Source organism: Shewanella sp. GD03713, from assembly GCF_029843705.1.
Taxonomy (GTDB): domain Bacteria; phylum Pseudomonadota; class Gammaproteobacteria; order Enterobacterales; family Shewanellaceae; genus Shewanella.
Map to the genome: position 1 here is coordinate 2,462,724 of NZ_JAOCIW010000001.1, position 12,329 is coordinate 2,475,052.

Consider the following 12,329-nt stretch of genomic DNA (forward strand, 5'->3'; position numbering starts at 1 on the left):
CAGCTCCTATGCGTAGGCTTTAAATGGTAAAACATTGGATTGTGCAACGACGGGCAACTGATACCAGTGCGGCACGATTAGCGGTTTAACTTCAATGACTTCTGAGCGTTTCAGTGTTGGGCACATACGGCTGACATCGAATTGTTGACCGATATCGATGCCGATCGCTTTTAAACGGGCTTTGTGTTCGTAAAATTGAGTAGATTTCAGGGACTTTCGTAAATCTGCACCATGCTGCCACATCAAGGCATAACACTGAGTTGCATTAGCTGCCTGACGGCTTTTCACTACGCCTAACGACATTAATTGGTCTGCTATGGTTTGGTGTTCATCGTGTGATATCTGGATAGTTTTCATGGCGTTCTCTATGTCAGTTAGGTGCGGATAAAAGTCTTGTTCAGTCACTCGGCCATAAAATTGCAACGTATGACGCTTTAGTAAGGCCTGTCTTAAGCTATGTTCTTCGCGTACAACACCTGTTTTTTCGCAGTATTTAATTAAGTTTTCTAAGTAGTTAACTCTATCGATTGGCACACCATCTTTTTTACGGAGTTCTTTGTTTAAATGCCGTTGTAACTCAACAGCTTTGTTGTAGAGCTTGGTCATGACCCAAGTCGAACCTTCGCCCCAGTTGCACGTGTGGCCATCGGGATACAACTTCGGTTTACGACCTCGACCGATTTGCATCGATGACATACCACGGATAAACGAGGCCTCTTTGCCCTTGCCTACTTGATGATTCACAGTCCAGTCGATAGCGGTAATTTCAGCGCCATTACCGACAAGCTGAGTGGTTTTGCCATCTGGCGTTTGGCGGTATGAGATTTGGGTATTTTTGGTGAACGGTGGCAAATCATATTGCGCGAGCACGTGGTTAAAAATCGCCACACATTCATCTAGTGTTTGCAGGCCAAACAGGTTATCCATACGCTGCCAGCGTGAAGGATTGCCTTCCACCCTCACCCGCTGCCCATCACAACGGATGGTTAATTTAGTGCTGTATGACCCTTCAAGGATTTTTTGGTTAACCGATGGCGGTAAATGCTCACCCGTTTCGAGTTCGAACCGTTCAATGACATGCCGACCGACCAGCGGCAAATTGCCCTCTGGATGATCTTGTTGCATGAACAAACGGTCGATGAAATACAAGTGCTAAAAACCCTGTCAACAAAAGATGCATACATTTTTATTTCTGTACACCTACACTAAAATATTATCAGATAATTAGCGACATAAAAATAGGTGTAGACTTAAATTAAAGTAGGGTTAGAGCATGGATAACTTAAACATGAGTATTGGTAGCGTCTTAAGAGATAAACGAATTGCTTTAAATATTAAGCAGGATGACATTGCAGAACAGCTAGGTGTGACTGTTCAAACAGTCAGTAAATGGGAAAGAGATGTCACAGAACCCAAGGCAAGCCAAGTCGCTCAGTTATCTAAGATTTTACACCTGCCAGAAAAAAGTATCTGTGAAGGTAAACTTGCAAGCGGAAGTGATAACCCTATGGATTTCATGATGAAATTCGGAAAAGTGCTTCACAATGTTAATAGCACCGCGCTAATGATTACGCTATATGATCACATCAATGATGAAGATGCGTTTTTAGAAGATTTAATTAAGCAGACAGACTTACCAAGAGAGGCTTTTGGACTGAAGTAATTCCGGATGTCCGGAGTTAGTTTGGGTGTAACAGGAACCCAAACCTAAAACCCTGTCGGTCGGGGGGCGCTTCGCCTGCTCCCCCTTCCTCCCCAGACCCGTAAACATGGGCCGCAGTTCACCACGGGAAACCGAGGTAAAGTTCAGCCAAATTGTGTGGGAAACCACACCAAAGTTCGGGTGTCACTGAACCCGAACGCTTCGCGAGACTCTCAAAATGAGAGTAGAGTCCACTGTTAAAGTATGTGGACTTTGATGGTCATTCACTTCCACTTGGAGCCTTTCCCGCTACGCGGGCGCCCTTTCCAAGTGTCCGTTCAGTCCCCTCAGAAAGTGTCATCGGTGGCACAAAAGTGCAGTATTACAATACGCACTTTTGATGGCTGAAATCTGGTTTTGTCTACGACCATTTAGCTTGGCTCGTGCTGATAGACCGCTGTTTTAAAGCGTCTGGCAGGGAAATAAGGGCAAAAAGCGCCCCTTAAGAGCGCTTTGCATTAAGGGACAAGTCCCTTAATAATCCCTTATTCGAGCAATCTATTGACTTATTTGATAATAAAATCATATAAATATACTGAAACATTAATATAACTGAGGGAACAGATATGTACTTTAAAAGTGATTTTATTCAATCCCACCAAGATACGATTGATAAAGAAGTTAAGGAAGTTATCGAAGACATTACCAAATCACTGAAAGAAAATGGTTTTTGTCAAATCGGATACTCACTTGATGGACCCGCAGGGATAGTTCTGGCGATAGCTAATGACGTTAAGCTTGAATTGGAGCAATACGGTTGGAATGTTAACGTAGAAGCAAACCCTAATTCAAAAACAATAAAGTTTCTAGTTCAGTAGACCTGCGCACAATGCAAGTTATGCAAAACTCAGCCCTCTTCAGGGCTGTTTTTTTATGTCCGATTCTACAAAAAAAGCAGTTTTACATAACTTACGTCACATTGTACGCAGTTTTGTGTGGGAGGGATTTGGGATGCCGATAACGTCACTTATCGGCATTGACTGATGCTTAGCGGTGTCTAAATGGTTCTTCTGGTGTGACTCTGCGTAATTCGCCTTGGCAATGTGGGCACTGGATAAAGATGCTATCAAAATCATCATACCACCAAGGCTTATTACAGTTATTGCATTGCAGCTCGGGTTTGTCTTGGCGCTCAACCATGCTGTAGCCGCCAGCATATGGGATTATTTGCATGATGCAGTGTCCTTAAGTTGTTCTAGCGTGTCGTCCAGTTCGCCAAGCAACACACAGGATTTGGCGACTAATTGCAACTGAGCTTCTTCAGGCGCTAAACCTTTCAGTAAAAACTCGTTGATGGCCTGTATATCATTACGCAACTGGATTGCATTATTGATGAGTGATTCTTCCATGATGTTGAACCTCAATTAGTAGCTAGTTTTGGCTTGAGTTACGGCTTTAACTGGCGTGATTTTCAACCCGAACCGTTTAAGTTCAAGGCCGCCAAAGTTGTTAATCACAAAGCTGGAACTATCGATTTGATATTCACCGGCTGGATGCACATTGGCAGGACTTTCGACTTGCAGCTTCATTTGAACGGGAAATTTTCCGCCTAAATGCGCGTACGCAGTTTGCTCGTAAATAGTTCGCCCAGGCTTACCATCCTTAGGCGGCATGTTTCTGGCAACAACGGTAACATCTTCCTGAAATACTTCGATTTTTAACATGGTTACAGCTCCTATGCGTAGGCTTTAAATGGTAAAACATTGGATTGTGCAACGACGGGCAACTGATACCAGTGCGGCACGATTAGCGGTTTAACTTCAATGACTTCTGAGCGTTTCAGTGTTGGGCACATACGGCTGACATCGAATTGTTGACCGATATCGATGCCGATCGCTTTTAAACGGGCTTTGTGTTCGTAAAATTGAGTAGATTTCAGGGACTTTCGTAAATCTGCACCATGCTGCCACATCAAGGCATAACACTGAGTTGCATTAGCTGCCTGACGGCTTTTCACTACGCCTAACGACATTAATTGGTCTGCTATGGTTTGGTGTTCATCGTGTGATATCTGGATAGTTTTCATGGCGTTCTCTATGTCAGTTAGGTGCGGATAAAAGTCTTGTTCAGTCACTCGGCCATAAAATTGCAACGTATGACGCTTTAGTAAGGCCTGTCTTAAGCTATGTTCTTCGCGTACAACACCTGTTTTTTCGCAGTATTTAATTAAGTTTTCTAAGTAGTTAACTCTATCGATTGGCACACCATCTTTTTTACGGAGTTCTTTGTTTAAATGCCGTTGTAACTCAACAGCTTTGTTGTAGAGCTTGGTCATGACCCAAGTCGAACCTTCGCCCCAGTTGCACGTGTGGCCATCGGGATACAACTTCGGTTTACGACCTCGACCGATTTGCATCGATGACATACCACGGATAAACGAGGCCTCTTTGCCCTTGCCTACTTGATGATTCACAGTCCAGTCGATAGCGGTAATTTCAGCGCCATTACCGACAAGCTGAGTGGTTTTGCCATCTGGCGTTTGGCGGTATGAGATTTGGGTATTTTTGGTGAACGGTGGCAAATCATATTGCGCGAGCACGTGGTTAAAAATCGCCACACATTCATCTAGTGTTTGCAGGCCAAACAGGTTATCCATACGCTGCCAGCGTGAAGGATTGCCTTCCACCCTCACCCGCTGCCCATCACAACGGATGGTTAATTTAGTGCTGTATGACCCTTCAAGGATTTTTTGGTTAACCGATGGCGGTAAATGCTCACCCGTTTCGAGTTCGAACCGTTCAATGACATGCCGACCGACCAGCGGCAAATTGCCCTCTGGATGATCTTGTTGCATGAACAAACGGTCGATGAAATACAAGTGCTAAAAACCCTGTCAACAAAAGATGCATACATTTTTATTTCTGTACACCTACACTAAAATATTATCAGATAATTAGCGACATAAAAATAGGTGTAGACTTAAATTAAAGTAGGGTTAGAGCATGGATAACTTAAACATGAGTATTGGTAGCGTCTTAAGAGATAAACGAATTGCTTTAAATATTAAGCAGGATGACATTGCAGAACAGCTAGGTGTGACTGTTCAAACAGTCAGTAAATGGGAAAGAGATGTCACAGAACCCAAGGCAAGCCAAGTCGCTCAGTTATCTAAGATTTTACACCTGCCAGAAAAAAGTATCTGTGAAGGTAAACTTGCAAGCGGAAGTGATAACCCTATGGATTTCATGATGAAATTCGGAAAAGTGCTTCACAATGTTAATAGCACCGCGCTAATGATTACGCTATATGATCACATCAATGATGAAGATGCGTTTTTAGAAGATTTAATTAAGCAGACAGACTTACCAAGAGAGGCTTTTGGACTGAAGTAATTCCGGATGTCCGGAGTTAGTTTGGGTGTAACAGGAACCCAAACCTAAAACCCTGTCGGTCGGGGGGCGCTTCGCCTGCTCCCCCTTCCTCCCCAGACCCGTAAACATGGGCCGCAGTTCACCACGGGAAACCGAGGTAAAGTTCAGCCAAATTGTGTGGGAAACCACACCAAAGTTCGGGTGTCACTGAACCCGAACGCTTCGCGAGACTCTCAAAATGAGAGTAGAGTCCACTGTTAAAGTATGTGGACTTTGATGGTCATTCACTTCCACTTGGAGCCTTTCCCGCTACGCGGGCGCCCTTTCCAAGTGTCCGTTCAGTCCCCTCAGAAAGTGTCATCGGTGGTACAAAAGTGCAGTATTACTATACGCACTTTAGCTCTCTGGCCTCGGATACCTGTCCGCCCCATAACGGGGCTAGCAGGTACCCACCGGCCAGAACGCCAGAACGTGAAATCGCTTTGAATTTTGTAGACAGAAATCGACTTTAGGCGGGGCTGGAGGGACGTTGAAAAGCGGCTTGGCAGGGAGAAAGCTCGGGGCAAAAAGCGCCCCTATCAAGAGCGCTTGGCATTAAGGGACACGTCCCTTAATAATCCCTAATCTTTCTGCTTTAATGCAGACATAACCAATTCGATATGCCCAGCTAAGTTTTTAAGGTTAGTATTCACTGAATTAGCAGACCCCCCGCCACCTAATGCCTCTGCTCTATACAACTCGAGTAGGGCTGCTGTAACCATCTGCTGCTTCTCACTCTCTGAATAACGTGAATAGTCAGTTCCATCACTATATGGAGAAAATTGAATACCTAGAATATCTTGAATTGTTTTGCCATCCATCTCACTTACCTTCTTGTTTTAAAAGATAGAACAGATATTGGGCATATAACTTAAAATACAAGTGCTGGATAAAAATAAATCACTTCGCACAATACAAGTTATGCAAAACTCAGCCCTATTCAGGGCTGTTTTTTTATGTCCGATTCTACAAAAAAAAGCAGTTTTACATAACTTACGTCACATTGTACGCAGTTTTGTATGAGAGGGATTTGGGATGCCAACGCGGTACTAGTCAATCCCTCGTAAATGGTCTAATGGCTTATTAAAAGCGCTTTCATGTCTTTCTATTTGAGTGGTATGCAAATATTTCGATGTGGTGTCGATACTCTCATGGCCCGCATCAGCTTGTACGTGTGACAACGGTCGACGATTGATGTTGATATCATGAGTGATCCCCGTGTGCCGAATGTTGTGTGCGGTGAGTTTTCGCATTTGCTCAGCATCCTGGTTAAAGCCATCGGTTTGAGCATTATCCGCCGCGAGATTGATAATGGTTTGAATGTCTTCACGAATTTGCCTGATCCCAAGATTGGCATTTACAAGACCCGCGTCGCGGCCACGACCGGCGGCGCGATGGCGAACAAACAAAGGATGATGTTCACCTTGACTTGGAAAATCTGACAGCCCCAAAAATTGCCTGTATTTAACCAAACCATCGAGTAACGCCTTAGAAATGGCCACGCTGCGTTTTTTCCCACCTTTACTGAGCGGAATGTGAAAACTCCAAATTCCAGTCTGTGGATTTTGCCTAAATTGCCCCATAACGGGTGAATAGCCAACCCGAGCCGAAACATCTGAAATACGCAAATAACAGGAATAAATCAATGAAATCAAAAACAAACTACGTTGGTGTAATTCGGGTGTCGTTTCTGCAAGCTGAGTCACTGTGCTCATCACATAGGACCACTGTAATTCTGTGAAAGCCAAGCTGTTTTCATCTTCATCAGTTTGTCTTTGATACTGCTTGTTTTGCGCAAAGCGACTGTGATTCAACCAAATTTGCGCAGGATTACGCTCGCAAAATTCCTCGCTCATCAAATAGCTATAAAACGAAGATAAAATAGCAATCTTTGTCTTTAAGGCGTTATCGCTCAACACATAAGGCTGTACTTGCCCAAGGGTTTTCTTGCCGACAAATGGCCGCCAAAGGCTGTTGGGCACTCGCTCATCCCGCAATTTATCGAGTTTAAACTGTGGCACGTTAAAGTAACCAATTAGCGTTAATGGTGGCTCCAAGCAGTAATCCACATAGCGACTCATATCCTTACGTAACACCTGTGTGGGCGACATTTTCGCGACATCAAAACACCAATGTAGGAACGTTGTTACTTCACTCCGATAGGCTTTATAGTTGTTTTCACTGTGTTTTTGTTCAAACAACCAATCTGTTGCATGTTCCATTACTAAACCTGCATCAGGCACATCCGTTAGACTGACTTGGGTAATGTATTGATTCACCACACCGTTCCCATCTTGTATGAATTCAATTGAATCAAATAAAGGTAATACTGGAGGAAGCTGCATAATAACTTTTAAATTTAAGTGTTTAATGCATGATAATACTTAAATGCAAATGCCGATAACGTTATTTATCGGCATTAATGAGTCTTTCAATTTGCGGACAACTTGTTTGTGAACATTGCTGGCAGCCTATGCGTTTTTGGCAACAGATAAGGCAAAGTTGCCAGACTTTCCGTTTTGATTGATTATCTAGACATGAAAAATCCGCTGCACATAGACTTCCTTCACGAATGAGTTGCGCAAGTTTCTCCTCTGATATAGATAAATTGATCCTTTCTGCCATATATGCCATATAAATTCCTGCTGAGTTATCTATTTTGATAATACACAAATGATAATAGTTATCAATAACGAGCTATTAAATTTGCGACCTTCCCCGCTGCAGAATTATTTTTACTGATTTGACAAGCTTCTACTACACTCTAACTGTGCGACATAAATTAAGTGATGAGGTCTCGGATGGTGATTGATCTTACAAAGAAAAAGCCGCTCTTTTCAGGGAAAAAAACCATAGAAACTTCTGCATTTTCTGCGCCCTGGAAAATTCTTGTTGTTGATGATGAGCCTGATGTACACACGGTCACTAAACTTGCACTTTCTCGTTTTAAACTCGATGGTCGTGCCCTCTCCTTTATTAACGCTTATAGTGCTGAGCAAGCTAAAGAATTTCTTTTAAATGAACAAGATCTGGCAATTGCCTTTATTGATGTTGTTATGGAAACCGATCATGCTGGCTTGGAGTTAGTAAAGTGGATCCGTGAGGAACATAAAAACAAAACAATCCGCCTAATTTTGCGCACAGGACAACCAGGCCAAGCTCCTGAAGAAGATGTTATCGTCAACTACGATATCAATGACTATAAGGCAAAATCTGAACTCGATTCACGCAAGTTAATGACAAGTGTCTACTCGGCACTGCGTTCTTACCGCGACATTATGGAAATCGAACAAGCAAGGCGTGCACAGCTGAATCATCGAAAAGGATTAGAGCGAGTGCTCGAGGCAACCTCAGGATTATTTGAACTCAGAACGCTCTATCGATTCGCTGATGGCTTGCTGACCCAAGTTGCAACCCTATTGAATCTCGATTCCGAAACACTGCTGCTAACCTGCAATGCCATGGATGCGATAAGCGGCCATATGGAATCTGCTGAGATTAAGATTTTGGCGGGGACGGGACAATTTGCCGAGAGTCCTGCGAACAAAGTGTTACCAATGCATATTGATAAGTTATTACGCACAGCTCTCGCACAAAAGCGTTGTTTATATGAAGATAACTGTTTCGTTGGCTATTTCCCTACGAAGAGCGGGCTTATCAACCTGCTTTATATGGATGGGATTGATAAAATCGACGATTTAGATAAAAAACTTATTGATATTTTTGCAATAAATGTGGGTATCGCCTTTGAGAACCTACTTCTAAACCAAGAGGTCGAAGATACCCAGTCTGAACTTATTCTACGTTTAGGGGATGTCGTTGAAAGCCGCTCAAAAGAGGCGGCAAACCACGTAAAACGCATGGCCGAATATTGTGCCAAACTGGCGCTACTTGCTGGATTATCAGAGACCGAAGCTGAACTTTTACGCAGAGCATCGCCTATGCATGATATTGGTAAGATAGCGATCCCCGATGCTGTGTTGCTTAAGCCTGGCAAGTTAGACGATAAAGAATGGTTGGTTATGCGTCAGCACCCTACTATTGGCTACCAGATCCTCGCGAATTCCGAGCGGCCTATCCTTAAAGCCGCTGCGATTATAGCCTTGCAACATCATGAAAAGTATGATGGTTCAGGCTATCCAGCCAATTTAAGACAAGAACAAATTCACATTTTTGCCCGTATTGTTGCAATTGCAGATGTGTTCGATGCTCTTTCCCATGCACGTTGCTATAAAGCAGCTTGGCCACTGGAAGAGGTTATCGATGAAATGCGTAAAGGTGCAGGTAAACATTTTGATCCTGATTTACTCGAACTGTTTATCAATAACATCGATATTTTTGTACAGGTTAAAGAAAACTGGAAGGATCATGATGAATAGCCAAAATAGCATTCATAATCAATCATCCGCCTATGATAATCGGTCATTATGAATAAGGAGTGGGAGTTAATATTGTTACCAAGCTCTTTATCCGGCGAACGCCATAAACTTAATATGGATTATCGGCAAGAAAGTCAAAAATAACGGCTTGCTCGATACCATTTCGACTAAAACTGATAAAACCACGCCACACCATATATCCACTGCTACAGGAACCGTAAATCAACTGCCCCTCATAGGTTGTTTTATCGAGTTGACGAATATTGACAGGGATAATGCCCATAAACATATCTCTACCTTCTAAACGGACCTGTAAATTATCAAGTACATCAGAAGATAATAGCTTCAATGTTAATGGTTTTTCACTTGGCGCACGATCTGGCGAAAGGCTGATGCTCAGCACTATATCCCCGACCTTTTTAATGCAATCTCCCTGAGTAAACACACAAAGAGTGGGATCTGTAGGCGGTATTTTTACCTGTTGCTCGGTTTTTTTATCACAAGCGCTAAGATTCAACGCAATTAACATGATGTAAAGCGGGAGACGTTTGCGATTAAGCACAAAAATTAACCTTGTGATGCAAGATGTTAACATTCTATGGCGTAGGTTGATCTAGATCAACTTTCCGTCCCCCTTCTTTGGTATCTTTTTTGACATGGCTCAAGTATCATTGCGAAACCTCATATTTGAGCACAAATGTGTAGGGTAACGCATTGACATGGCTTCATAACCCTTATAGGGGCATGAGCTTTGTGTCATATATAACAGGTAAAGCTAGTCTTTACTAAAAGTAAAAGTAATAAGCAGTGGAAGCATTATGATGAACCATTCCCAGCCAACAGGCGCTGATTACAATTACACCATTGTCCGCCAATTCGCCTTAACCACAGTTTTGTGGGGTATTGTTGGTATGTCAGTCGGTGTTTTAATTGCGGCTCAGTTAATCTGGCCACATCTGAACTTCGATACGCCTTGGTTTACGTATAGTCGCTTGCGACCATTACACACCAATGCGGTAATTTTCGCGTTCGGAACATCAGCCCTCTTTGCAACATCCTATTATGTCGTACAACGCACCTGTCAAACCCGACTATTTGCACCTAAATTAGCTGCATTTACGTTTTGGGGATGGCAAGCCATCATTCTGTCAGCAGCCATCACTCTGCCAATGGGTTATACCAGCGGTAAAGAATATGCTGAATTAGAATGGCCAATCGATATCGCTATTACGATCGTTTGGGTATCCTATGCAATAGTGTTCTTCGGCACTATTATCAAACGAACAACATCGCATATTTACGTAGCGAACTGGTTCTTTGGTGCATTTATCATTACGGTTGCCGTGCTTCACATCGTGAACTCAATGGCCGTTCCTGTTAGCTTGTTTAAGTCATACTCTATGTACAGTGGCGCGGTCGATGCCATGGTGCAATGGTGGTATGGTCACAACGCGGTAGGCTTCCTGTTAACCGCTGGCTTCTTAGGTATGATGTACTACTTCGTTCCTAAGCAAGCGGGTCGTCCTGTTTACTCATATCGTCTGTCGATTGTGCACTTTTGGGCACTGATCGCACTGTACATTTGGGCAGGTCCTCACCACTTACACTACACTGCCCTGCCTGACTGGACTCAGTCTTTAGGTATGGTGATGTCACTGATCCTGTTCGCACCATCTTGGGGCGGTATGATCAACGGTATCATGACCTTATCTGGCGCATGGCACAAACTGCGTACTGACCCAGTATTGCGTTTCTTAGTGGTTTCTCTGTCTTTCTATGGTATGTCGACCTTCGAAGGTCCGATGATGGCCATCAAGACAGTTAACGCTTTATCTCACTACACAGACTGGACAGTAGGTCACGTTCACTCCGGCGCGCTAGGCTGGGTTGCAATGGTATCTATCGGTTCTCTGTATCACTTGATCCCAGTACTGTTCGGCCATGGCCGTATGTACAGCATCAAGTTAGTTAACGTGCATTTCTGGTTAGCGACAATCGGTACTGTTCTTTACATCGTGTCTATGTGGATTTCGGGTGTAATGCAGGGTCTGATGTGGCGTGCAGTTAACGCTGACGGTACTTTGACTTATAGCTTTGTTGAAAGTCTGGAAGCTTCTTATCCTTTCTACTTCGTACGTTTCCTCGGCGGTTGTTTCTTCTTAACCGGTATGCTGATCATGGCATACAACGTGATCCGTACTGTGAAAGCCTCTAAAGATTCATTGCCAGCACTGGCTGAAGCAAAAGCGGCTTAAGGAGCAAACTCGATGAAATTTAATCATGAGATAGTTGAAAAAAACATCGGTTTGTTAGCGATATTCACTGTTATCGCTATCAGCTTCGGTAGCTTGGTTGAAATCACGCCGCTGATTTTCCAAAAAGATACCACTGAGCCTGTTGAAGGTTTGAAACCCTACACTGCCCTGCAACTTGAAGGTCGTGACATTTATGTACGTGAAGGTTGCTACAACTGTCACAGTCAGATGATCCGTCCTTTACGTGCAGAGACTGAACGTTACGGTCACTACTCTGTTGCCGGTGAGTCTGTTTGGGATCACCCATTCCAATGGGGTTCTAAGCGTACTGGTCCAGACTTGGCCCGTGTTGGCGGTCGCTACAGCGATAAATGGCATGAAGTTCACTTAATCGATCCTCGTGCTGTGGTCCCTCAATCGAATATGCCAGCCTTCCCATGGCTTGCCGAAAACAAGTTAGACGGCAAGTTAACCGGCGACAAGATGACTATTCTGCGTAACATGCACAAAGGCGGTTACAAAGGTAATGATCTTTACACCGATGAAGAAATTGCAGGCGCGCAGAAAGCTGTTGAAGGTAAGACAGAGCTGGAAGCCTTGATTGCATATCTTCAGTCTTTGGGTCACGCACTCAAATAAGGAG

15 protein-coding genes are annotated in these 12,329 nt (G+C 43.6%); 6 read left to right on the forward strand and 9 right to left on the reverse strand.

Translation table 11 applies throughout. The annotated features are described in order from the left end of the window. Positions 1–6 precede the first annotated feature (6 nt). Complete coding sequence (locus N5E87_RS10865) at positions 7–1,125, reverse strand: phage/plasmid replication protein, II/X family (protein WP_232015294.1); 1,119 nt, start codon at positions 1,123–1,125, stop codon at positions 7–9. 148 nt (positions 1,126–1,273) lie between these two features. On the opposite strand from N5E87_RS10865, the gene N5E87_RS10870 reads away from it, so the two are divergent. Together N5E87_RS10870 and N5E87_RS10875 are read left to right on the forward strand one after the other, a co-directional pair. Next, positions 1,274–1,663 carry a helix-turn-helix transcriptional regulator gene (locus tag N5E87_RS10870; protein WP_086904300.1) on the forward strand — a complete coding sequence of 130 codons (390 nt, stop codon included), beginning with the start codon at positions 1,274–1,276 and terminating at the stop codon, positions 1,661–1,663. 605 nt (positions 1,664–2,268) lie between these two features. Then, positions 2,269–2,520, forward strand: a complete 252-nt coding sequence (locus tag N5E87_RS10875) for a hypothetical protein (RefSeq protein WP_086904584.1) — start codon at positions 2,269–2,271, stop codon at positions 2,518–2,520. A 169-nt stretch (positions 2,521–2,689) separates the two neighbouring features. Here N5E87_RS10875 and N5E87_RS10880 read toward each other — a convergent pair whose 3' ends face one another. From N5E87_RS10880 to N5E87_RS10895, 4 genes are read right to left on the reverse strand one after another with little or no spacing between them, the layout of a single operon-like run. After that, on the reverse strand, positions 2,690–2,875 hold the full coding sequence (locus N5E87_RS10880) for a hypothetical protein (protein WP_014610579.1): 186 nt from the start codon (positions 2,873–2,875) through the stop codon (positions 2,690–2,692). Continuing rightward, a complete protein-coding gene (locus N5E87_RS10885) occupies positions 2,866–3,051 on the reverse strand; it encodes a hypothetical protein (RefSeq protein WP_086904297.1) in 186 nt (61 codons plus the stop codon). Before N5E87_RS10885 ends, N5E87_RS10880 begins: the two co-directional genes overlap by 10 nt. 15 nt (positions 3,052–3,066) lie before the next feature. Further along, positions 3,067–3,366, reverse strand: a complete 300-nt coding sequence (locus N5E87_RS10890) for a single-stranded DNA-binding protein (RefSeq protein WP_086904298.1) — start codon at positions 3,364–3,366, stop codon at positions 3,067–3,069. Between the two features lie 11 nt (positions 3,367–3,377). Next, a complete protein-coding gene (locus N5E87_RS10895; protein WP_232015294.1) occupies positions 3,378–4,496 on the reverse strand; it encodes a phage/plasmid replication protein, II/X family in 1,119 nt (372 codons plus the stop codon). A 148-nt stretch (positions 4,497–4,644) separates the two neighbouring features. On the opposite strand from N5E87_RS10895, the gene N5E87_RS10900 reads away from it, so the two are divergent. Then, the gene (locus tag N5E87_RS10900) at positions 4,645–5,034 is read left to right on the forward strand and encodes a helix-turn-helix transcriptional regulator (RefSeq protein ID WP_086904300.1); all 390 of its coding nucleotides are present in this window, start codon (positions 4,645–4,647) and stop codon (positions 5,032–5,034) included. Positions 5,035–5,633: 599 nt separating this feature from the next. Here the strand turns inward: N5E87_RS10900 and N5E87_RS10905 are convergent. The 3 genes from N5E87_RS10905 to N5E87_RS10915 all read right to left on the reverse strand — a co-directional run bounded on the left by N5E87_RS10905 (position 5,634) and on the right by N5E87_RS10915 (position 7,677). Beyond that, positions 5,634–5,873, reverse strand: a complete 240-nt coding sequence (locus N5E87_RS10905; RefSeq protein ID WP_126513150.1) for a hypothetical protein — start codon at positions 5,871–5,873, stop codon at positions 5,634–5,636. 228 nt (positions 5,874–6,101) lie between these two features. Further along, on the reverse strand, positions 6,102–7,397 hold the full coding sequence (locus N5E87_RS10910; protein WP_086904583.1) for a site-specific integrase: 1,296 nt from the start codon (positions 7,395–7,397) through the stop codon (positions 6,102–6,104). 61 nt (positions 7,398–7,458) lie between these two features. Further along, positions 7,459–7,677 carry a hypothetical protein gene (locus N5E87_RS10915; RefSeq protein ID WP_037430492.1) on the reverse strand — a complete coding sequence of 73 codons (219 nt, stop codon included), beginning with the start codon at positions 7,675–7,677 and terminating at the stop codon, positions 7,459–7,461. Between the two features lie 176 nt (positions 7,678–7,853). On the opposite strand from N5E87_RS10915, the gene N5E87_RS10920 reads away from it, so the two are divergent. Continuing rightward, positions 7,854–9,431, forward strand: a complete 1,578-nt coding sequence (locus N5E87_RS10920; RefSeq protein ID WP_086904582.1) for a DUF3369 domain-containing protein — start codon at positions 7,854–7,856, stop codon at positions 9,429–9,431. A 109-nt stretch (positions 9,432–9,540) separates the two neighbouring features. Here the strand turns inward: N5E87_RS10920 and N5E87_RS10925 are convergent, their stop codons facing one another. Next, entirely contained in the window at positions 9,541–10,026 is a 486-nt protein-coding gene (locus N5E87_RS10925) for a hypothetical protein (protein WP_086904581.1), read from the reverse strand. A gap of 223 nt (positions 10,027–10,249) precedes the next feature. On the opposite strand from N5E87_RS10925, the gene ccoN reads away from it, so the two are divergent. Both ccoN and ccoO read left to right on the forward strand, forming a co-directional pair. Further along, positions 10,250–11,686 carry a cytochrome-c oxidase, cbb3-type subunit I gene (gene ccoN, locus N5E87_RS10930; RefSeq protein ID WP_011072351.1) on the forward strand — a complete coding sequence of 479 codons (1,437 nt, stop codon included), beginning with the start codon at positions 10,250–10,252 and terminating at the stop codon, positions 11,684–11,686. Positions 11,687–11,698: 12 nt separating this feature from the next. After that, positions 11,699–12,325 (forward strand): cytochrome-c oxidase, cbb3-type subunit II, encoded by a 627-nt coding sequence (gene ccoO, locus N5E87_RS10935; protein WP_037430478.1) that lies wholly within the window; start codon positions 11,699–11,701, stop codon positions 12,323–12,325. Positions 12,326–12,329 lie beyond the last annotated feature (4 nt).

Coding starts and splice junctions, on each gene's coding strand:
- N5E87_RS10880 (WP_014610579.1), bottom strand. CDS start 2,875: ATGCAAATAATCCCATATGCTGGCGGCTACAGCATGGTTGAGCGCCAA.
- N5E87_RS10925 (WP_086904581.1), bottom strand. CDS start 10,026: ATGTTAACATCTTGCATCACAAGGTTAATTTTTGTGCTTAATCGCAAA.
- N5E87_RS10865 (WP_232015294.1), bottom strand. CDS start 1,125: ATGCAACAAGATCATCCAGAGGGCAATTTGCCGCTGGTCGGTCGGCAT.
- ccoO (WP_037430478.1), top strand. CDS start 11,699: ATGAAATTTAATCATGAGATAGTTGAAAAAAACATCGGTTTGTTAGCG.
- N5E87_RS10885 (WP_086904297.1), bottom strand. CDS start 3,051: ATGGAAGAATCACTCATCAATAATGCAATCCAGTTGCGTAATGATATA.
- N5E87_RS10915 (WP_037430492.1), bottom strand. CDS start 7,677: ATGGCAGAAAGGATCAATTTATCTATATCAGAGGAGAAACTTGCGCAA.
- ccoN (WP_011072351.1), top strand. CDS start 10,250: ATGATGAACCATTCCCAGCCAACAGGCGCTGATTACAATTACACCATT.
- N5E87_RS10900 (WP_086904300.1), top strand. CDS start 4,645: ATGGATAACTTAAACATGAGTATTGGTAGCGTCTTAAGAGATAAACGA.
- N5E87_RS10890 (WP_086904298.1), bottom strand. CDS start 3,366: ATGTTAAAAATCGAAGTATTTCAGGAAGATGTTACCGTTGTTGCCAGA.
- N5E87_RS10910 (WP_086904583.1), bottom strand. CDS start 7,397: ATGCAGCTTCCTCCAGTATTACCTTTATTTGATTCAATTGAATTCATA.
- N5E87_RS10920 (WP_086904582.1), top strand. CDS start 7,854: ATGGTGATTGATCTTACAAAGAAAAAGCCGCTCTTTTCAGGGAAAAAA.
- N5E87_RS10875 (WP_086904584.1), top strand. CDS start 2,269: ATGTACTTTAAAAGTGATTTTATTCAATCCCACCAAGATACGATTGAT.
- N5E87_RS10895 (WP_232015294.1), bottom strand. CDS start 4,496: ATGCAACAAGATCATCCAGAGGGCAATTTGCCGCTGGTCGGTCGGCAT.
- N5E87_RS10870 (WP_086904300.1), top strand. CDS start 1,274: ATGGATAACTTAAACATGAGTATTGGTAGCGTCTTAAGAGATAAACGA.
- N5E87_RS10905 (WP_126513150.1), bottom strand. CDS start 5,873: ATGGATGGCAAAACAATTCAAGATATTCTAGGTATTCAATTTTCTCCA.